This window comes from Bradyrhizobium sp. ARR65 (assembly GCF_000472385.1).
In the GTDB taxonomy this organism is placed as follows: domain Bacteria; phylum Pseudomonadota; class Alphaproteobacteria; order Rhizobiales; family Xanthobacteraceae; genus Bradyrhizobium.
Map to the genome: position 1 here is coordinate 134074 of NZ_AWZU01000013.1, position 21983 is coordinate 156056.

The following is a 21983-nucleotide window of genomic DNA, read 5'->3' on the forward strand; positions in this document are numbered from 1 at the left end:
AAGGGGCGATAACGAGGGACGCATATGGGTGCTTTTGTGAACTGGCTTGCGGCGGGCGGCTGCGGACTGCTCCACTGTCCGCACATTCGAATTGCGTGCGCCCAACACCTCAAGTCCGCGATGGGTGCGCCAGCCAACGCCGTCGCCCGCCGCTAACTCGACGCTCCAAGTTTCAAGAGGAAATTCGATGTCCCCTCGTGACAAAAGTGTTCGCGCCCGCCGCGCCCATCACTCGCGCCGTGACCGCTCGCGCGCTTTGCCGCTTTGGCCGCCGAGGCATGGCTCGGCGACCCGCAGGGCGTGGCTGGCCGGCACGAGCCTGATGGCGCTGGTGCTGACCAGCAGCAACGGTGCGCTGGCGCGGCCACTCGGCTTCTACACGGGAGCGACGTCGGCGCCGCAGATCGCGAGCGATGCGGCGAGCGCAGCAGCACAGCAGGCGGCCGCGGCGGCCACGCGCACCCAGAACAGTTTGACGCGCGCGCTCCAATCAATGCAGGCGGTGCAGGCCGCCGCCCGCAGCGCGGCGCAGGCCAGCGGCGCCTCGCGGACGCTGCCGCAGGTCGTGGTGCCGAACGGCTTGATGCCGGCCGGCCTCCAAGTCGCACCGAATGCGACCTGGAGCGGCGCCAACGCGCCGACCCAGAGCACGAGCGGCGGCCAGACCAACGTCAACATCCAGCAGACCGCGCCGCAGGCGATCCTGAGCTGGACGACGTTCAATGTCGGCGCGCACACCACGGTCAATTTCAACCAGCAGGCCAGCACCTGGACCGCGCTGAACCGCGTCACCGGCAATCTCGGCCCGAGCCAGATCCTCGGCAACATCAATGCGCAGGGCCAGGTGCTCGTCATCAACCAGAACGGCATCATCCTCGGCGGCGCGAGCCAGATCAATGTCGGCTCGTTGATCGCGTCGACCGCCGACATTGCCAACCAGCAGTTTCTGAGCAAGGGCATCTATTCCGCCCAGACCGGGAGCACCTACGCGCCCAGCTTCACCGGCGCCACCGGCAAGGTCATCGTCGAACCGGGCGCGCAGATCTCGACCGCCACGCCTTCGTCGGTGACCTCCGGCGGCGGCTTCGTGCTGCTGATGGGCAGCGAAGTCGACAACGCTGGCGTCGTCGTCACGCCGATGGGGCAGGCGCAGTTCGCCGCCGGCGACGACTTCATTTTGCGCCAGGGCTATAGCACCACCGGCTCCAATCAGTACTCGACCACGCGCGGCAACGAGATCGCGCCGGTCAATCATGCCGGCAGCCTGAGCGGCGTCGTCGACAACAGCGGCGTCGTCTTTGCCCGGCAGGGCGATATCACGCTGGCCGGCCACGCGATTGCGCAGGACGGCCTGCTGCTCTCGACCACGTCCGTCAACCAGCGCGGTACCATCCATCTCCTCAACTCGGCTTCGGATGCGACCGGCAGCGTGACACTGACCGGCAACAGCCTTTCCGCTGTCTTACCGGAAACGGCCGATGTTGCGGCTCTGCTGCCGGGTCTTGATCCGAATGCCACGGCGCTGAACTCGCAGCGCGACGGGCTGATCGCCGCATCGGGACCGAACGCTCAAGCGGTGGGCCAGTTCGACAATCTGTCCATGCTTGCCGACCGCAAGGATCTCTCGCGCATCGAGATCGTCACCGGCGGTCTCGTTGATTTCCAGAGCGGCTCGCAGACGATGGCGCAAGGCGGCCAGGTCGCGGTTTACGCGGGCCAGCGCGTGTTCGCCGAGAGCGGGGCGACGATCGACGTTTCGGGCTCGCAGGGCGTGGTGCTGCCGATGTCGGCGAACGACATCTCGGTCAACATCCAGGGCAACGAGCTGCGCGATTCCCCGGCGAACCGCGATACCGGCACGCTGCTCAACGCCAACGTCTGGGTCGACGCCCGCGATCTCACCCTGGTGCCGGCTGGCACCGGCGGCTACGCCAGCGATCGCTACTACACCGGCGGCGGCCTGCTCGAAGTGTCCGGCTATCTCAACAATACTGGCCACAAGATCGGCGAGTGGACCGCGGTCGGCGGCAGCATCACGCTGTCGGCCCCGCAGGTGGTGGCGCAGACCGGCTCGACCTTCAACATCTCCGGCGGCTCGGTGCAGTACCAGGGCGGCTATCTGCAACAGACGATGCTGCTCGGCAGCGACGGCCACATCTACAACATCAACAATGCGCCATCCGACCTGACCTATAGCGCGGTGGCCAACGGTTTCACCGTTCTGCACTACGTCGACGGCAAGCTGGACAAGGCCTTGACCGAGGTCTATCTCAGCCCGCTCGGCAACAGAAACGCGGTCTGGCAGGACAGCTACATCGTCGGACGCGATGCCGGCAGCCTCAATCTGTCAACCCCGACTGCGCTGTTCGAGGGCACGATCGTCGCCAACGTCATTAGTGGTCAGCAGCAGATCAATGCGCGACCCTCCGGCGTCACCGACGGCTACAAGCTGACGCAGAACACCGGCCCGCTGCCGGGCACGCTCGCGCTCGGCCAGTACAACGGCTATGGCCTTGCCAATGCTTATGCGACTGACGTGAAGTTTGATGATGTCGCGCCGGTTACCGCGGGCCTTGATCCCACCAGCGCGCTTCCGGCCGATCGCGTCAACACCGCCTGGTTCGATGCGCCGACGCTCGACGGTTTCGGCCTCGGCGGCCTCAACATCAACACCAGCAACAAGATCTCGGTCAATGCGCCGCTGCAATTTGCGCCGGGCGCGCAGATCAAGCTCACGGCACCCGTCGTCGATATCGCCGCCGATATCACCGCACGCTCAGGCAGCGTCAGCGTCGGCAACATTCTCAAGGGCGCGAACAACAGCACCGTGTTGCTCGCGACACCGGCCGGCGGGGCCGAACTGACGCTCGAGGCCGGCGCCACCATCGACGCGCGCGGCTTGTGGGTCAACGCGCTGACTGATCCTGATAGCCAGTCGAGTCTTGGCTTCCTCAACGGCGGCGACGTCACCTTCGATTCCACGGGGGACCTGACGCTCACCGGCGGCAGCACCATCGATGTCTCCTCGGGCGGCGCCATCCTCGCCAACGGCAAGACCCAAGGCGGCAAGGGCGGCAACGTCACCCTCATCGCGGCCGATCCCTTCAGCGGTGCCGTTACAGCGGGCGCAACTCTGACGTTGGGGAGCACGATCCGCGCCTACGGCGTCAACGGCGGCGGCACGCTCACGCTGTCCTCGCCTGGTAACCTGGTCGCGCCCGGAGCCGTCGTCATTGGTGATAGTGCGTCGTTCGCTGGAGGCACATTGGCCGCCGGCACGACGGCGCCAGTCGCGCTGCGACTGGCCCAGCCACTCACGATCCCGGCGGGGCAGCCGTTGCCCTTTGCATTAATCGAGCCGCATACAACGCTGGTCTACGACGTGCCCACCCCGGTCGACGTCACGATAGCCGCCGTGCCGACCGCGCCAACCGGTGCGGATTGGACCGTGCCGCAGGGCATGGACGCCCTCCAGAGCCGGGACAGTAATGGCCAGACGCAATTCTGGGGGCCGGGCAGCGTGATCCCGGCGGGCACCGTCATCACCGCCTGGAGCGGCACGGGCCACATTCCGGCGGGAGCCGTCATTCCTTCCAATGTCTTCCCGAGCGGCATTCCGGTCTACCCCTACACTGTCACCTACGCGGCCGGGTCGGTGCAGGCCAGGCCGATGACATACGCCGCTGGCGCTGTGATGCCGGCGGGCACTGTCCTGACGCAGACCGTTGCCGTGACGCCGGCGCCGGGCCTCGGTCCCTCGTTCTTCAGCGCGGGCTTTTCCAGCTACGACATCAACGCCGGCTTGGGCCTGGTGGTGGCCTCCGGCGCCAGCATCGCGCCGACCATGCCGGTCTATCAGTTCACGGCGAACAGCTATGCCGCGCGGTCCGGCAGCGATCCGGCGTCCGCGATGTCGCTCTGGCTGCCGCCGCTATTCACGGAAAATCCGATCACCGCCACACTGACGCAGCGCGCCGGCGCCAGCGTGACGCTGCGTTCCGTGGTCAGGGACGCGGGCGGCGCGGTCGTCGGCGGCGGCGCGATCGTGGTGGCCGACGGCGGCTCGATCAGCGTCGATCCAGGACAGGGCATCAAGCTCGATGCCGTTGGCCAGATCACGATCGACGGCCGTCTGACCGCGCGCGGCGGCAACATCAGCCTGGTCAACGAAACCGACAACAGCACGGACGCACTGCGCAACTTTGATTCGGCGGGCAACGGCCGTGGCCTGTCGGTGTGGATCGGCGCGAATGCCAAGGTCGACGTTTCCGGCGAGACCCACACGGCCTCCGACATCATGGGCCGGGCCTATGGGATGGTCACCGATGGCGGCAGCATCGGTCTCAGCGGCGGAGCGGCCTTCGTGATCCTCCGCCCGGGCGCCGAACTCGACGCCGACGGCGCCAGCATTACGGTCAACTCGGCTGCCGGAACGTCGCCGACTGCGTCGGGTACCGCGCTGACGCTTGCCAGCAATGGCGGCTCCATCGCACTTAGCTCGTCGAGCGGCCTCTATCTTGACGGCAGCATGCACGCTGCCGCCGGCGGACTTGGCGCGGCGGGCGGCGGCCTCTCGATCTCGCTGATCACGCCATCGTTCATCACGCAGAGCTTTCCCAACAACATCGTGCCGGCGAACGTTCTCGTTCCCAGTGTGATGACCGTGGCGCAGGCGCGACCGGACTCCTCACTACCGGCCGATATCGCCCCGGGGACCGACGCATCGTCGCTGGTCTTCGGCCAGGCCACGGTCAGCGCCGATATGGTCAAGGCCGGCGGCTTCGGCAGGCTGTCGCTGAGCTCGGGCGACTACATCCAGTTCTCGGGCAACGTGTCGCTCACGCTTGGCCAAAGCATTGCGCTCACGGCTGCTGCATTCACGTCGGGGCCGGCCGTACCGGGCACGCCCGATCCTTCCGCACCGGTCCCGACCGGCAACGTGCTGCTGTCTGCACCCTATATCCTCCTGCGCGAACCGCTGGCGACTGTTCCTGATGGCACCAACAGCGGCAGCATTCACAATCCTTCGGCGGCGGTGATCCCGACCGCGGCAACCTTCGAGGCCGATGCCAACCAGATCGACATTCAGGGGCTGATCCTGTTCTCGGCATCCGCGCCGAACAGCATGTATGCCCCCGGCTTTGCCGACATCAGGTTCGTGAGCAAGGGCGACATCCGTTTCCTCGCCACCGGCGCGGGGCAGACGACGAGGCTCTCGACCGACTGGAATCTCGACCTGATCGCCGCCCAACTCTATCCGGCCACGGGCGTTGTCGCGATCGTCACCGCCGGGCAGAACAATTTTACGGCTGCGCAGTCTGACCAGCCGCCCACGCTGACCATCGGCCGCAGCACCGACACCATCCCGGATGCACCGCTGTCCGTGTTCGGCAGCCTCACGCTGGCCGCGCCTGTTGTCGAGCAGGGCGGCATCGTTCGCGCGCCATTCGGCACCGTCGTGCTCGGCAACAACAATCCTTTCGACAATCGCATTCCGACGCAACGGCTCGACGTGCTGCCGGGCAGCCTGACATCGGTTTCGATGGCGGGTATGATCATACCCTATGGCGGCACCATCGATGGCGTGACCTACAGCTACAACGGGTCGAGTGTTCGTCCAACGGGACTGACCAACCTGACCTCGGACGGCTGGCCGGTCTCCGGCATCATGCTGGATGGGCAATCGATCAACGTTCAGGGCGGCGCCACGCTCGACCTGTCGGGTGGAGGAAATTTAGCCGGCGCGGGCTTCATCTCGGGTCGCGGCGGCTCGGTCAATGTACTCAATACGCCGCTCGCCAACGCCAATCCGACGACGCCCGTCAGCAAGGCAACCGACAAGGTCTACGCCATCGTTCCGGGCTATGCCTCTGCTTATGCGCCCGTCGCGCCGGAAAATGGCGCCGGCGATCCGGCCATCGGGCAACAGATCACCATTCCCGCCGGCGTGCCGGGCCTGCCGGCCAGCACCTATACGCTGCTGCCGTCGAACTACGCGCTGCTGCCCGGGGCCTATCGCGTTGAACTTGGCGCGACCAGCAGAATGCAGATGGGCACCGGACCCATCGGCAACGGCACCTACGCAACTGCGGCTTATACCGGGATCGCCAACACCGGCATCAAAAGCGCGCTGCCGTCCATTGTGCTGATCACGCCCGGCACGGCCGTGCGCAAATACTCGCAATACAACGAAGAGAGCTACAGCGATTTCATGATCGCCTCTGCGACACAGTTCGGCGGCGCGCGGCCGCTGCTGCCCGCGGACGGCAAGACGCTGGTTGTGAAGTTCGAGATCCCGTCCACCTCCACGTCGCAGCCGACCGGCGCGCTGTCGTTTGACGGGACGGCGCTGTTCGGAGCCGGCCAAGGCGGGTTTGCCGGCCAGTTGGTCGCCCAGGGTGTCGGTGAGATCTACGTCGATGCCCCGACGTCGGGCTTTACCGGCGTGTCGGTCCGCGCAGCCGATCTCGATGCGATCGATGCCCCGCGGCTGATGATCAACGGCCGCGATGGCATCGTCAACGGCGTGGTGACCTTTCAGGGCGGGAGCGATCTTTTCCTCCGCGACGGTGTGACGCTGACTGCCGGCGAGCTGTTCCTGGTGGGCGGTAACATCACGATCGGCAACAACGTCACGCTCAGCACCATCGGCCAGGGGCCTGCGCCGTTCGATTCGACTTCTCTCGGCATGGGCTACACCACCAGCTTCGGCACCACGGTGCTGGCGCTGTCCAACGGCAACCTGGATTTTCTCGGTTCGAACGGCGGCTCCGGCACAATCACCATCGGGGCCGGCTCACAGCTCTATTCCGAGGGCACGCTGGCCTTCGCCACCAACGGTGCGTCGAGCATCGATCCATCCGCGCATTTCGGCTCGCGCAACATCACGCTCGCGGTCGGCAGCATCAATATCGGCGACGGCGGCACGATTGCCGCGGCGGGCGCGCCGACCGGCTTCCTGTTCAATCAGGCTCTGTTCGACACGCTGGTCAACGGCGATCCCACCCATGCCGCGCCCGCGCTGCAGAAGATCACGCTGAGTGCTGCGAGCTCCATCAACCTGTTCGGAACGACCGGCCTCGATGCCACCGGCACCGGCATCGATCTCGTGCTGAACACGCCGGCGATCTATGGCTACGGGACAGCAGGCGATACCGCGACCATTGCCGCCGGCAAGATCACCTGGAATGGCATTGCCGGCGCGACGCCGCCCGCGCTTGCGGCCGGTGGGCTCGGCACGGGCACAGGCACGCTCGATCTCGTCGCGAGCGAAATCGACTTCGGCAAGTTTGTCTCTTTGGACACCACCACGCCCAGCCGCGTCATCTACGGCTTCGGCAATGTCAACCTGACCGCAAACGCGCAGATCGTCTCCGCCGGCAATAGTTCGCTCTATGTCTACCAGGCGCCAAGCACCGCGGCCGGCGCAATATTCGGCCAAAGCGGCAGCGGCGGCAACCTGACGCTGTCGGCGCCGCTCCTGACCGGGGTGCAGAAGTCGATCATGGCTTACACGGCCGGCGGCGCGCTCAGCCTCACTGTGCCCGCGGGGTCCGCGCCGAGCACGGCGACCTCCACGATCGCCGGCGCCGAGATCGATCTGACTGGCGACAGCGTCGCCATCGCCAGCACCATCCTGCTGCCGAGCGGCAAGCTGGTGGTGAATGCGACCAACGACATCACCCTTGGCGGCACCAGCCGCGTCGACCTCTCCGGCCGGCCCTCGAGGATCCAGAAGGCGACCGTCTACGGCTTCGGCGGCACGGCGATCTTCAACAGCGCGCAGGGCGGGTTCACGCAAGCCGCAGGCTCGGTGATCAACGTCTCCGCGATCAATGCCAATGCCGGCTCGATCACCATCGGCGCGGGCAAGGGCAACGTCGCGGTCGGCGGCAGCCTCGTGGGCAGCGCGACCGGCAGCAACACCAGCGGCGACTTCAGCGTCACCGCCGGCACGCTTGCCGATTTTGCCGGGCTCAATGTGACATTGAACCAGGGCGGCTTCTTCGATGCGCGCAGCTTCGATATCAAGACTGGCAATCTAACCATTGGCGATGGCGTCAGGGCGCACAGCGTCACCGTCTCCGTGGACGGCGGCTCGCTTGACGTCAACGGCACCATCGAGGCGTCGGGCCCAGCCCCGGGCACGATCCGGCTGTCCGCCCTCAACGACCTGATCCTGGATCCAACCGCCGTGCTCGACGCTCACGGCACGGTGCTGCAGGTCGACTATTACGGCCAGCCGATCGAGGCTGAGAATCGTGGACATGTCGAACTGACGACGGTGCAGGGTGTGCTGCAGCTGGACTCCGGCGCGACCATGGACCTGCGCGTGATCGACCCGAAAAACGTCGATCATGCGTCAGGCAAGCAAATCGTCAACTATGGCGACGTCGTGCTGAACGCCCCACGCACCGGCGAGACATCGGGCAACATCGCGATCAACGCCACGGGCTCGCTCACGATCAGGGGAGCGAACAGCATCGCGCTCAATGCGTTCTGGACCTACGACCTGCCTGATGGCAGCACCATCAGCCAGGCGACGCTCGACGGCTACGACACCGCGAGCACGGCCTTCATCAACGCGGCGCTCGGTGCTGCAGGTCAGCAGGCAGGTCTGCCGGGCAAGCTCGCGGGCCTCACCGCTTACGGCTCCGCCTTCCACCTGCGGCCGGGCGTCGAGATTACCTCGAGCGGCGACCTTTCGACTTCGGGCGACATTGATCTCGCGGGATATCGCTACGGACCGAGCGCGGATCGCCAGCCGATGTCGGCGACCTACGGTGCCGGCGAGCCAATGGCCCTCGTCATCCGCGCAGGCGGCAACGTGACCATCCAGGGAAGCATTTCCGACGGGTTCAAGTCCGCGCCGGCAGCGCCGGCTACCTATACGATCTTTGACGTCACGAACTCCTCGTATTTCCAACAAAATACAAGGAACGGTTACACCTATTGGATGGATCAGAATACGGACGTCTATGTCGTGAATGATTGGACCATTCCGAATGATGCTTTCTATAATTGGTGGACGTTTCAATATTGGAACAATCTCGTCGACAGCAACAATCATTCTTACAATCCCGGAGACACGATTCCGGCGGGCACGATCCTGAGCGCCAGCAACAGCTACGGGTTCGCATTCGAAGCGTCCAACATGCCCACCGTCGCCATTGTGACGAGGCCCGCAATTCCATCGGCCGCCGCGACCTCGCCGGCCGCGTCCATGCTGCCGGCCGGTTCGCTCTCGGCCTCGATCCGTGTGGCTGCAGGCGCTGATCTCGCGGCCGCCGATCAGCGCGTGCTTCGGACGACGCAGGCGCTCAACGGTCAAGGCAATCTGACGCTCAATGCTTCAGCTTACAACGCATCGCTGAACGGCAGCTCCTTCAGCGTACTTCGCACCGGCACCGGCAGCCTCGAATTGCTCGCCGGCGGCAGCTTCGGCGAAGCCACGCCCTACGGCGTTTACACGGCCGGAACGCAATCGGCGCCGATCCTGTCTTCTGATGGCAGCAATTCCTACGATCTGATCGGAAAGACGAGCGGCGGCGCGGCGTACGCTTGGTATCCGGAGCATGGCGGCGACCTGCTGCTCTCAGCGCAGCAGGATGTCACAGGCTATATCCAGATGGCCGACAATTCCATCCGCTGGGTGGATTCCGACCGGATCGGCAACTGGTTCGGAAGCCAGGGCGGTGGCGGCTCGTCGCCGGATCCGACGGCGTGGTGGATCAATTTCGGCGGCTGGGCCAAGACTTCCTCGTCCGCGTCCGGCTATTCGCTGGTCGGCTTCCAGGGCATCGGCACCCTTGGCGGCGGCAATTTGACGGTGATCGCCGGCCGCAATGCTGGCGCGACCAATGGCGGCAACACAACTACCTCGACCGGGCTCGATCTCGCGGTGGCCTCGACCGGGCGGATGTTGCCGGACGGGACGCTGCTGGAGACCGGCGGCGGCGATCTGACGCTCAGCGTCGGGGGCACCCTCAATTCCATGAACCCCCTGAGTGGGTCGAACTTGGCTTCCGATTATTTTGGCTCGGTCACCGATCTGCGCGGAGATATCACCGTCAATGCCGGGTCGATCGGCGCGCTGGCACAGGATTTCAGAAGCGCATCCTGGACCTCGGTCGATCCGCGCACGCTCGATGTCAATACCATCAAGCGTTCGATCGCCACGCCGGGCCCGACCTTCACGCCGGGCGACGGCACGGTCGACATCGCCACGCGCGGTGACCTCGTGCTCGGCGGCGCGAGCGATGCCGGGATGGCGGCCTCGGTCAACGTGAATGGCGGCCCCTATACGCAGGCCAATGGGACCGTTGCGGTCAGTGGCGGCAATACCAATTTCACCCTGTGGACGCCGGCCACCGCGATCGGCCTCTACGCCGCGGGCGGCGACGTGGCGCCGCTGACCGGGAGCACCTCGAATAATATACAGAATGCGAACGGCTTTTATCCGGGCACGCTGATCGTGGCCGCCGCCAATGGCGATATCCGTTTCGGCGAACCCGGCGCGGCTTCGACGGGCCTGCCTCTCGAGATGATCCCGTCGCCCTCAGGCCAGCTCGAATTGCTCGCGGCCGGCTCGATCTATGGGTCGGGCCAGGTGGTGGCGATGTCGGGCGCGGATATGAGCACGCTGGCGACGCCGTTCCATCCGGTGTTCTCAACCGGCGGTGTATCGTCGGGATCGAACGCCGCGCCGGATGCGGCCTTCCGCAACAATAATTTCAACCCGATTGCCTTCGGCGAGGACATGCCGGTCTCCAATCTGCATCAAGGGGACGCCCAGCCTGCGCTGGTCTACGCCGGCGTCGACATCGACGATCTCACACTTGGCCAAAAGGTCACGGAGACTTCCAGCTTCGCCCTGGGCTTCACGCCTGCCCACAGCACCTGGTATCTCGCGGCCAAGCCGTTCGAGGTCATCGCCGGGCGCGATATCATTGGCACGGGTGGGGTGCGGGACGTATTCCTGAACACCAGTCCCAACGGCATTTCGCTGATGCAAGCCGGTCGCGACATCATCTACCAGTCGGTCGACATCCTCGGTCCGGGGCTTCTTCAGGTGCAGGCCGGGCGCAATCTTTACCAGGGCTATTACGGCTCGCTGACCAGCGTGGGCGATGTGGTCAATCCTGCCAACGACGCGGGCGGCGCCGGCATCACGGTGCTGACCGGAGTCGGCGCCAAGGGTCCGGACTATGCCGATTTCGCCAGGCTCTATTTCGATCCGGCCAATCAGCTTCCGGGTGACGGCACCCCGCTCGCCGGCAGCGGCAAGGTGGTGAAGACTTATGACCAGGAGCTGTTGACGTGGTTGCAGCAGCGCTTCGGCTACACCGGCAGCCCGGCGGGTGCACTCGCCTATTTCCTCGCTTTGCCAAGCGAGCAGCAGGGTGTGTTCGTGCGCCAGATCTTCTATGAGGAGCTCACCCTCGGTGGCCGCGAGTACAACGACGCCAGCAGCCCGCGTTTCAGGAGCTATCTGCGCGGCCGCGAGGCGATCGCGACGCTGTTCCCGGATCAGGATGCGCATGGCAACCCGATCACCTACGCCGGTGGTCTTACGATGATTAGCGGTTTCACGAAGGATGCCTTGGGCAATACGTATCTTGCTGATGCCGGTATCCACACCCAGTTCGGCGGCGCCATCCAGATCCTCGATCCGGGCGGGCAGACCATCGTCGGCGTGGAAGGCGTGACGCCGGGCGCCGGCGCCGGCCTGATCACGCAGGGACGCAACAGCGACATCGACATCTATTCGCTGGGCAGCATTCTGCTTGGCCAGAGCCGCATCATGACGACCTTCGGCGGCAACATTCTCGCCTGGTCGGCCACCGGCGACATCAACGCCGGCCGCGGCTCGAAGACGACCACGATCTTCACGCCGCCGCTCTTGAATTATGATAACTACGGCAACATCAGCCAATCGCCGGCCACACCGGCGAGCGGCGCCGGCATTGCCGCGCTCGCGACCATCCCGGGCACGCCGCCGAGCGATGTCGACCTGATCGCCCCGCTCGGCACCATCGACGCGGGCGAAGCCGGCATCCGCGTATCAGGCAACATCAACCTCGCGGCGCTGCAGATCGTCAACGCCGCCAACATCCAGGTGCAGGGCACCGCAGCCGGCCTTCCGACCGTAGCGGCGCCGACCGGCCAGCTTTCACTCTCCGCCAACACCACCGCGGCGACCCAGCAGGCCGCCGCGCCGACACAGCCGAACAACAACGGCCAGCCCTCGGTCATCATCGTCGAGGTGCTAGGCTATGGCGGCGGAGGTGCGAACCCATCGGACGAGCAGGACCGTCGCGATCGCGATCCAAATCAACGCCGCTCGCAAAATCCGGACAGCCCGGTCCAGGTCATCGGCGCAGGCTCTCTCGACCAAGATGCGATCGATCAGCTCACTTCGGAGGAGCGGAAACGTCTGGTCCAGTAGCCATTGATTGGTGCCTCTTGGAAATATGCTCGGCGGCGGTCCGCTCAAGTGGGGGATTCGTGCTCACTGTTAACGATCCCTTAACCATCGCGGCCTAGCCTGCGGTTACTTTCCGGTTAGGAGACAGCCCGGTTCGTTCCAGGAGAACAGCCGATGCAGGTTGAAACACCGATCTATGACGTACTTGGCGCGCCCCTGACATTCTCGCCGCAGGCTGCTCGTTCGCTTGCCAGGCGGCTCCGGTTAAGGCGCGCACTTTCGAACGATGGCAAATCCTCGGTGAGCGTCGATCTCGCAGAGATACGGCATACGCCACGACCACCAGGCAACGTCGTTCTGGCGGCAAAGATCGTGGCATTGCAGGCGGAGACCGCGCGACTCGAAGCAACGACAGCCGGTCACCGGGCCGATTTCGAGCGTGAGCGCGCCGATCGGCTCATGGTTGAGCTGCTGCAGGCGACTGCGGAGACCACGGCGGCCAAGGAGGCTGCGGCGCAGCTTTAAGTTCCTCTGCTGACCGTTGGCCGAGGTGCCTCGGTTGATGGTCACGGACAAGCTGCACGCCGACTCGCCCATCTAGCCGTGGAAACAGTGGCAGCAGACCGCAAGGCGGGTAAATAGTCGTCCGTATCTGGTTCCCTGCTCGCCAGAGAAATCGAGAGGCAGAAATGGCCAACATTGCCGATATTTGCGAGATGAAGGCGCGCATTGCCGTGTTTGGGGTCGGCGGTGCCGGCGGCAATGCCGTCAACAACATGATCGCATCCGGGCTGCAAGGCGTCGAATTTATCGTCGCTAATACCGACGCACAGGCGCTCGCCAGTTCGAGAGCCGAGCGCATTATCCAGATGGGCGCCCACGTAACCCGAGGTCTGGGCGCCGGCGCGCAGCCCGAAGTGGGGCGCGCCGCAGCCGAAGAAGCAATTGATACGATCCAGGATCATTTGACCGGCGCACACATGGTGTTTGTCACTGCCGGCATGGGCGGCGGTACCGGCACCGGGGCAGCGCCTGTTATAGCCAAAACTGCGCGTCAGCTTGGCATCCTCACCATCGGAGTAGTCACCAAGCCATTCCACTTCGAGGGCCAGCGCCGCATGCGCTTTGCCGAAGCTGGCATCGCGGAACTGCTCAAGGAGGTGGATACCCTGCTGGTCATCCCAAACCAGAACCTGTTCCGGGTGGCGAACGAGAAGACCACTTTCGCCAATGCCTTCGCTCTGGCTGATCAAGTGCTTTATTCGGGTGTGGCCTGCATTAGCGACCTTATAGTCAAGCAAGGTCTGATCAATCTCGATTTTGCCGACATTCTCACCGTAATGCGCGAGAAGGGCAAAGCCATGATGGGCAGGGGCGAGGCTGCCGGCGCGAAGCGCGTGCTCGATGCCGCTGTGGGCGCCATTTCCAATCCATTGATCGAGGACCCCTCGATCAAGCGCGCCAGTGGTCTCATAATCTCCATCACCGGCGGCAAGGATCTCATGTTGTTCGAGGTCGACGAAGCCGCGACCCGCATTCGCGAACAGGTCGATGAGGACGCCAATGTCATCGTCGGCGCCACTTTCGATGAAAGCCTGGAAGGTATCGTCCGCGTCTCGGTGGTGGCAACCGGCATCGATAATCTTGGCGCGACGCGCCAGACGCAACCAGCAGGGTCACTCGCTGAACTCGCCCGCAGGTTGCGCAATGACGGTGGCATCGCCGAGAGTAGTGCGCCGCGGCCACAATCAACGCAATTGACCAGTCCGGCGCTCCGCCCAGTGGGCCACCACCCCCAAGGGCCGCCGACAAAGCTGACTTCGGAATATGCGGGCCATGCGGCTCCACGGGGCCGCGATCCGTACGGTCGCTCCTCCGCTGTACGCAATTCAATCGAGCAAGCCATTATCGATATCCCGGCTTTTTTGGGCTGCAGAGCTAACTGAGCCTTCGACATCGCGAAAGGCTGATCTGCTTGCCAGCCGCTATCCGCTGTGCCTCAGCGCGACCGAGGGCTCCAATCGTGCAGCCCGCTCGGCGGGCAGGAAGCCGAAAGCGATACCGATAAGGGTCGAGCACGCGAGCGCGATCACCGCCATCGCCTCGTTGAACTCAACCGGCCAACCAAGCGCCAATGGGATGACCCGCGCGCCGACGTACCCCGTTGCAAGACCGAGCAGGCCGCCAATGCCGCATAGCAGGATTGCCTCCAAGAGGAATTGTCTGCGGATATCTGCTGGGCACGCACCTACAACAAGTCGAACCCCGATTTCATTTGTTCGTTCGGAGACGGCAATGAGCATGATGTTCATGACCCCGATGCCGCCCACAAGGAGCGAAATTCCCGCGAGCGCGGAAACGAGTAATGTGAATTGGCGATAAGTCTTGTCTCGTGTGTGGGCGATTTGGACCAGGTTTTGAACGCGAAAATCATCAGGCTTGCCTTCCGCAATCTTATGGCGTTGTCGTAGAACCCGGCTAATCCAGGATCCTGCTTCGCCCATCGTGTCGGCCGACTCGGTTTTCACCAGGATCGTGTGGACAGCATCCGGGTTGGCCTGTGCGCGGCCGATGGTGAATTTCTTCGCGGACGACAGTGGAATGAACATGACATCATCCTGGTCACGACCGGTAAAGTCTTGCCCCTTCTCTGCGAGCACTCCAATCACGGCATAAGAGGTTCGTCCGATGCGGACGAATTGGCCCAATGCTTCGCCGCCGTGGAATAGTTCACGTGCAAGAGTCCTGCCGATGACGGCCACCTTTGCGGCTGAGGCAACCTGCTCGGTACGGAACAACTGCCCTTCCGCCGGCGTCCAGCCGCGCGCATCGAAAAAGTTGGGCGTTACTCCGGCCAGGAGAGTTGACCAGTTGGTGTCTCCGGAGATGACGGTCTCTTGGTCGCCCACGAATGGCGCGGCGATCACTACCTCCGGGACCTCGCGCGCGACGGCAACAGCGTCGCCCGCAGTGAGTGAAAGGCTGCTCCCGGCGGGCCGGCGGACACCCTGGGTAACCTGGGCGCCGGGCTGCACAAGCAGCAGGTTTGATCCAAGCGATGCGATCTGTCTGGATACTTCCGCGCGCGCACCCTCCGCCAGCGCAACCACGACCGACACGGCAGCGATCCCGATGATGATGCCGATAACCGCCAGCATGGAACGCATCAGGTGAGCCCGCAGCGAGCGGACGGCGAAAAGGATGTAGCTCAATGACCTCATCGGACCGCCTCCAGGGAAATGCTATGGCGTTGCCCGATGGCCATTCCCGAGTCGCCGACGATTTGTCCGTCTCGTAGCCTGATAGTCCGCTGCGCGTGCGCGGCCACTTCGCTGTCGTGGGTTACGAGCAGCACGGTCAGGCCGATGCGATTGAGTTTGACTAAGAGCGCGAGGATCATATCACGTGTCGCCGTGTCCAGCGCGCCGGTAGGTTCGTCGGCGAGAAGCAGATCGGGGTCGTTGACGATGGCGCGCGCGATGGCGACGCGCTGCTGCTCGCCGCCCGAAAGCTGCGCGGGCGAGTGATCAGTTCGCCCGCTAAGCCCAACCTGCTCTAGCGCCATCCTGGCTCTCGCTGCGGCATTCCGCAGCCGCTCGTGGCGGTAGAATAGCGGCAGCCCAACGTTCTCGAGCGCTGTCAAATCCGGTAGCAGATTGAAGCTCTGAAAGACGAAGCCGATGCGGCGGTTTCGCAGTTCAGCGAGACGCCTCCGGGGAAGCTGGAGAATCTTTTCACCGTCGAGGAGATAGTCGCCTCGCGAGGGACGGTCGAGGCACCCAAGAATGGATAGCAACGTTGATTTTCCAGACCCCGACGGCCCTGTCACGGCGACGAATTCTCCGCGATGAATCTCCATCGATACCCGAGCGAGGGCCTGGACGGCCTGGCCGCCCAGCCTATGCTCCTTGAAAATGCGATCGAGCACGACCAGCGGTTTCATCTGTGCAGCCTATTGGCCAAATACCGCATGAGATTTGCTTTGATATCCGACTGCAATTTGGTCGCCGACGTTGATGTCGGAGGACACGATCTGGGTGAGCGAATCACTCGTCGCGCCCAAAGAAACGGTTGCAGGGTCCAGATGACCTGCCGATCTGCGCACCCAGACCACTCCCTTACCGGGTTCGGGCTTTGCTGCGTCGGCTCCTCTCGGGCGAAAATTCAGCGCTGCATTCGGGACGACAACTACGTTCCGCCGCTCCTCAATCGCGATCCTCGTATCTGCAGTCATCCCAGGAAACAGCAGCCCATCCGGGTTGGGCGCCGAGATCATGACGGTGTAGGTTACTACGTTCTGCACCATTTGCGGAGCTTTGCGTATCTCAAGCACGCGGCCCTCGAATGTACGACCCGGATGCGAGTCGACGCTGAACAGGGCCCGCTGTCCGGTTCTTACCGCGCCGATATCCGCCTCGCTGACCGAAGCATTGACGCGCATGTCCGACAGATCGCGCGCGATCGTAAATAGCGTAGGCGCCTGCAGGGTAGCGGCGACGGTTTGGCCAAGCTCGACGCTACGCCGAATGACTACGCCATCAATAGGAGATCTGATCGTGGTTCGCTGTAGGTCGAGCCGAGCCCGCTCCAGGGAGGCACGAGCGAGCGCAATTCCGGCCGCGTTGACTTGCTCGCGGGCTTTCGCAGCCGACAGCTCCGCGTCTAGAGCCTCTGCGTTCGCCCGCGCGTGCTCGGCGTCGCGCAGGGAAACGCCGCCGGTTCTCGCTAACGTCGCCTTGACCTGGAGATCACGCAGCGCCTCGCTCTGGTGAGCCTTTGCGCTTCCGACGGCGGCCCTGGACTCCTCATATAATGTCGCCGCGCGTAGCGGCGATGCAACGAAGATCATCGCCGCGCTCCTGTCCCGGCGTTGCCGGCCCCCACAGCGGATACACGAGAGCGAGCGCCAGGACACCAGTAGACGCGCGTGTGATGAGTCTGCGACAAATGCTGGGCTGTGTGTCGAATCGAATGGGCCTAACCTCCCGTAACTCACGTGCGTAACGCGTCAACGGGGTTAGCACGTGGTCGATCCGGGCTCCGCCGGGATCGATGTTCAAACCCGGACAAACGCGCGGCCTTGCCGCGCGTTTGAATTCCGAAGCACATAGGCCGGCTGTCGCGAACGCCGGAAAACAAGCCCGGATGCGTTGCGCTGATAGCCTTCTTGATCGCGCCGCCAAATCATTACCAAGCGGCGCTGTTCACTTGTCTCGGCTTTGAGCCGTCAAGGCACGAAAACAGCCGTATGCGGACTGTTGCTCGATGGCGCCGTCTTGCCTTGGGTGACCGGCGGTGGCGTGTTCAGGACGCCGTTGCCGGGATTTGCGTTCATGTTTGGCTGTGTGAAATGATGTGTGAGCAAGTTATCGGCTTCCACTGCGGGTGTCGTATGATCTGCACCTGAAAGCGGGCTCCCTTGACCAGGAACGATGAGGCCCGATCTCCCGGGATTATTTGTCCCGTTCAAAAACGGCTGGCTAGAAGTGGTCAGACCGCCGGCGCCTACGGCCGTAAATAGATGGTCAGATGCGTACCCGACTGAGCCCCATGCAAGTAATGACGTACTGGTTGCCAAAGCGATTGCGAGCTCTCTCATCAGCTGCTCCTTGATATTTCTCTTCGTTGGAATTGACTCCTTTCCATTGACGCTGACCTCATCCGCCCCGCGTCGTTGGCTATCCTTAGATGCAATTCGTCCCTCCACGTTCCGGCGGCACGTGAAATTTTCTCAAAATTATTTGGCTCAAACCAAACCAGCGCATCGCTGAAGGCAAGTTTATCGACGCATGTATTTGTTTGTTAGTTTCTGACAAGAAAGTCAGGAACGGGTGACGGGCTGACTCTGTTGAGCGATCACCGCCGGACCTTTGACCAAATAGCGAAATGATCGGCTGGCGCGGCCGTCATCACAGATCTTCGGAGTCAGAAAGGTCGCGCAGCAATACGGCAATGCGTCCGGAGTAGATGGCGAAGCCGACATCTACATCGACAAGCGACGACATCGTCGGTCGGCCGACACTGACTGACGCACTTGTCGTTGCAGAAGCGTTGCCATTTCGATCCGTATCAGCTTCAACAATTGAGAGTCCTCAAGAGCGGATGATGTCGCGGACGTCAACTTATCACGACACTGAAGAGTGCCGCCCGGAGAAGCCCGCTCGCCTGGCTTGCCGCGCTCATTGTACCGCAAAGTCGTACTGGCCAAATGGTGACTTGATCTGGATCAGACAGGTCCCGGGTGCAGGCGCTTGAAACGGCATGAGCTTTGTACAGCCGAACTAAATGGGCTCTCAGCGGCTCGTGCCAAACTTGTTCTGAAGGAGCCCGATTTGGGCGCCTACAAATGCGCTCCTAGGCGGAAAAAGGCACCTGATTCCATTGCCGCCTCTCTAAACCATTGAAATCGCAGCAAATGCAACCGCCCTCCGAGCGCACCAAGCGTTAAGCGCGCCAGGGCTATAAGCCGCCGATACGAAGGCATTTTTTCTTTCCTCTACGCGCATTGTTCCGCGCAAATCTTTACTGTTTAATCTCGGACGTCTTCGACTGAGGTCCTTGATCAATCGAAAGTTGATTACGTGGCGACCCTCGTTCAGGTTTACTCCAGCACTTTGTCCCATATGGGAGGTCACCTCGATGCCGCTCCCGTTTTCCATCAGCGGCTTTGTCGCGATATCTTCCATTGGCGCGTCACGTTAGCCGCAAGCTGATCGCTCGATCGGAGTTGGCCAGGAGTTTCCGCATGTCGCTTATTCCTCCTCCTTCAGGACATCGTCCGAGATCGAGCGGTGAGGGTCTGTTGACCTTGGGCGAGGCGGCGTTTCGTTTCGGCGCGGAGGCATGGGGTCAATGGTGGACAATCGTGAGTCGCAGCTTTGGGCGCGAGGCCGAGCGTTTCGTCCAGGGCGTGATGGCGTCCGCGCCGCCAGCGCAGTTGCTGCGAGGCTTGGCTAGCGGCTATGTGAATTGCTTGAGCGAGTTGGCGGCGATAGCGCCGTCGGTTGCCGAGAAGACGGCGATGGATTTGACGCGGCGCTCACATGCGCATTTGGAGCCGTACATTGGGGCCGAGGACGCGGGGCTTGAAGGCGAGCACGAGCATTTCGAAGTCGACGGCAAACCCTTCGCGATGCCGGCGCGGGTTCTGGACGCTTCGCAGGGGTGGGCGATGTATTTCGTGAGGACCGAGATGGCTAACCGCGCATTGGGCACGGCGAACGAGTTCGTGTCGGCGTTCGACGCCGGCGGCGGGAGGACGCCGCTCACGATTATCGGAGTAGATTATCGCAACAGTGATTTTGGCTGTTATCCGGAATTTGTTGTTGCGTTGACGGTGACCGCGAACGGCGATCCCGCAAGGCAGTTGTTCACCTACTACTTGGCGATTGTCGTGACGCAGCAGTTCACCAAAGAGGCGGCGCGCGTCATATGGGGGTTAGACAAGATCCTGTGCCCCAAGCTCGCGGTTCGCTATGCCGCGGACGAGGCGCTATTCGGCTTGTCCGACAGGAATGGCAAGGTGCTGTCGGTCTCGTTTCCGCGGTTCGGTATTGGACGGTCGTCGGATCAGCCGATCTTTTCCATCTCCCAGCGCAATGGGCGGACCTGCTGGGCTTTGACCACGAAAAGTGGCAGCGGAGAGGGGACGCAGATCGGCGGATCGGTGAAGCTGCAGTTAGGCGCGGCGGGAGATGGCGAGTGCCTGTGCGGCGACGGCAAAGCCCCTTGCTTATGCGAGACGCTGCGCGGTTTCGACATCGCCGACAGGCTGCCGGCTGCAAATGGCTGGACGGAGCGGCAGACCGCCGTGTTCGGTGCGCCCCGGCCGTTGAATCTTGCCTGACTATCTTGCCTGACTATCACTGCCCCAGTGAGCCCGGGTGTGCAGGGCTCAGCCGTTGGGGAAGATCCTGGAAAATTGTGCGCGCATCATGGAATCGGCCACCGAGACCGCCTTTGCCGCAAAGGCCGCCGGGCGTAGAGCCGCCGCGAGCATCGCGGGCAGAAACGCCGGATAGCTCTCCGGCCGGATGATCTCGATCGGCGCGCCAATCCCATGCTTGCGGCGCAAAGCCTCGGCCGCAAGCAGCCCAGTCACCACAGCGCCTTCTACCGTGACCACATCGACGAAGCTCTGGCAGAAGTCACCGGCGAGAAAGAGGTTGGGAATTTCGCAAGTCGCCTTTGGACGATGCTCCCAGCTGCCGACCTGGTTGACGAAGAGCTCTTCGCCGACATTGGTTTGAACATGGCAGCGGCTGTAATCTACATCGTCGTTGCGCAAGTTCTGGTCACCTGTCGCAGGGTCGAATTCGAAATCGAGGAAGCGTTGCAGCTCCTTGAGCATGATATCCAAAATGACGTGGTTCGGGTAATCGGCAATCAGATCGGCGTTTGAAGCAATGATGTTGAGAGCAGTGCCTCCCGCAGGGAGATCTTTCCAAACCTGTGAGTTGTCGAGAAAGCTCAGTGTGTAGTTCGAGTCCAGGAGCAGCGTGATGTTATCGGTTATGCCGGTGATTTTTCGCTTAAAATACACGTCGAGCGAAATCATTGGCTCCGATCGCAAGAGGCGGACATTTTCAATCCCGGGCGCGCAGTGAGCGACTTCAGGACTAACGAGGCGACCGAGCGCGCGCGGCGGCACGGCGAGGACCAGATCACCGGGAAGCTCGACCTCCCATGTCTTGGTCGGCTTCCGCTGTTTGCCCCGCTCGGTCGTCACGTTGTCGGGCATTTTACCGAGCGTCAATTTTCTCACCTGGCCATCAGTCAAATGAAGCTTTTCGACCCGCGTCAGGCATTGAATTTTGAGAACACGCCCAAGATCCTTTGCACGTGCTTCGAGGTATTTCTTCCAGGGTTCGAAAATCGCATCGTTGGTGTTCTGCGTGAGCAGCCACAGCGAAGGTGTTGGTTGGCGATATCCGTACTTGACCAGGCTCTGATAGCTTCGTGCCGACGAAAGGTAGCTCGGAGAAGCGAAGGCCTCCGCCAACGTGCGAGCAGAGGCTGCCAGTGAACCCTCACTGGCGTAGCCTCTGGTTCGAAAGAAATTGCTGACAGAGGTTTGCTCCAGCACATCGCCAGATGTCGAATGAGTGCCGATGAGATCGAGCAGCGAATAGGCCGACAGAAATTGGTCCGCGGGGGACGCGATCCCGTTCAGCATATTGGTTATGATCGTCGCAGGCGATCCGGGATTGGTGAGATATGGCCGGGTTTGGGTCTGCTTGTCGCCCGGAAGGCGGCAGCCTATGACAGGGCTCGGCTTGAATTTGCCGATGGCGCCGATCTCGGTCATCAACCTCCAGAAATTATTGTACCAATTCAGATACATATGGTAGCAATGCTCGTGCGGGTCCGGTTTGTCGTCGTCCTTGTGGGCGCCGAGCTTGCCGCCGAGGAAATTATTTTGTTCGTATAGCGTGATGTTGAAACCCTGCTCCATGAGCCTGGTGGCTGCGGAGATGCCGGCTAAGCCGGAGCCAACAATTGTTACTTCTGGCATCTTGGCCTCGAACTGTGCGGAGTTAAGAGTGTCGCCTCTCAT

8 protein-coding genes are annotated in these 21983 nt (G+C 62.9%); 4 read left to right on the forward strand and 4 right to left on the reverse strand.

Annotated elements, in window-relative coordinates:
- Positions 1-187: 187 nt before the first annotated feature.
- The 3 genes from F758_RS0116880 to ftsZ all read left to right on the forward strand — a co-directional run bounded on the left by F758_RS0116880 (position 188) and on the right by ftsZ (position 14373).
- The gene (locus F758_RS0116880) at positions 188-12448 is read left to right on the forward strand and encodes a filamentous hemagglutinin family protein (RefSeq protein WP_084305462.1); all 12261 of its coding nucleotides are present in this window, start codon (positions 188-190) and stop codon (positions 12446-12448) included.
- 153 nt (positions 12449-12601) lie between these two features.
- Positions 12602-12952 carry a hypothetical protein gene (locus tag F758_RS44115; RefSeq protein WP_051386920.1) on the forward strand — a complete coding sequence of 117 codons (351 nt, stop codon included), beginning with the start codon at positions 12602-12604 and terminating at the stop codon, positions 12950-12952.
- 164 nt (positions 12953-13116) lie between these two features.
- Positions 13117-14373: a cell division protein FtsZ gene (gene ftsZ / locus F758_RS0116890; protein ID WP_024508967.1), complete on the forward strand. Its 1257-nt coding sequence runs from the start codon at positions 13117-13119 to the stop codon at positions 14371-14373.
- A gap of 39 nt (positions 14374-14412) precedes the next feature.
- Here ftsZ and F758_RS0116895 read toward each other — a convergent pair whose 3' ends face one another.
- Genes F758_RS0116895 through F758_RS0116905 form a run of 3 tightly spaced genes read right to left on the reverse strand, consistent with a single transcriptional unit; the run spans position 14413 to position 17276 of the window.
- On the reverse strand, positions 14413-15648 hold the full coding sequence (locus tag F758_RS0116895; protein ID WP_024508968.1) for an ABC transporter permease: 1236 nt from the start codon (positions 15646-15648) through the stop codon (positions 14413-14415).
- A complete protein-coding gene (locus tag F758_RS0116900) occupies positions 15645-16370 on the reverse strand; it encodes an ABC transporter ATP-binding protein (RefSeq protein ID WP_024508969.1) in 726 nt (241 codons plus the stop codon). The genes F758_RS0116895 and F758_RS0116900 overlap by 4 nt, the downstream gene beginning before the upstream one ends.
- Before the next feature lie 9 nt (positions 16371-16379).
- Entirely contained in the window at positions 16380-17276 is an 897-nt protein-coding gene (locus F758_RS0116905; RefSeq protein ID WP_024508970.1) for an efflux RND transporter periplasmic adaptor subunit, read from the reverse strand.
- A 2016-nt stretch (positions 17277-19292) separates the two neighbouring features.
- Here F758_RS0116905 and F758_RS0116925 point away from each other — a divergent pair.
- Entirely contained in the window at positions 19293-20273 is a 981-nt protein-coding gene (locus F758_RS0116925; protein ID WP_157450043.1) for a hypothetical protein, read from the forward strand.
- A gap of 48 nt (positions 20274-20321) precedes the next feature.
- On the opposite strand, the gene F758_RS0116930 is transcribed toward F758_RS0116925, so the two are convergent.
- Positions 20322-21941 (reverse strand): FAD-dependent oxidoreductase, encoded by a 1620-nt coding sequence (locus tag F758_RS0116930; RefSeq protein ID WP_198026509.1) that lies wholly within the window; start codon positions 21939-21941, stop codon positions 20322-20324.
- Positions 21942-21983: the final 42 nt, after the last annotated feature.

Excerpts from the sequence above, each read along its gene's own strand:
- F758_RS0116880 (WP_084305462.1), top strand. The coding sequence starts at position 188 with ATGTCCCCTCGTGACAAAAGTGTTCGCGCCCGCCGCGCCCATCACTCG.
- F758_RS44115 (WP_051386920.1), top strand. The coding sequence starts at position 12,602 with ATGCAGGTTGAAACACCGATCTATGACGTACTTGGCGCGCCCCTGACA.
- ftsZ (WP_024508967.1), top strand. The coding sequence starts at position 13,117 with ATGGCCAACATTGCCGATATTTGCGAGATGAAGGCGCGCATTGCCGTG.
- F758_RS0116895 (WP_024508968.1), bottom strand. The coding sequence starts at position 15,648 with ATGAGGTCATTGAGCTACATCCTTTTCGCCGTCCGCTCGCTGCGGGCT.
- F758_RS0116900 (WP_024508969.1), bottom strand. The coding sequence starts at position 16,370 with ATGAAACCGCTGGTCGTGCTCGATCGCATTTTCAAGGAGCATAGGCTG.
- F758_RS0116905 (WP_024508970.1), bottom strand. The coding sequence starts at position 17,276 with ATGATCTTCGTTGCATCGCCGCTACGCGCGGCGACATTATATGAGGAG.
- F758_RS0116930 (WP_198026509.1), bottom strand. The coding sequence starts at position 21,941 with ATGCCAGAAGTAACAATTGTTGGCTCCGGCTTAGCCGGCATCTCCGCA.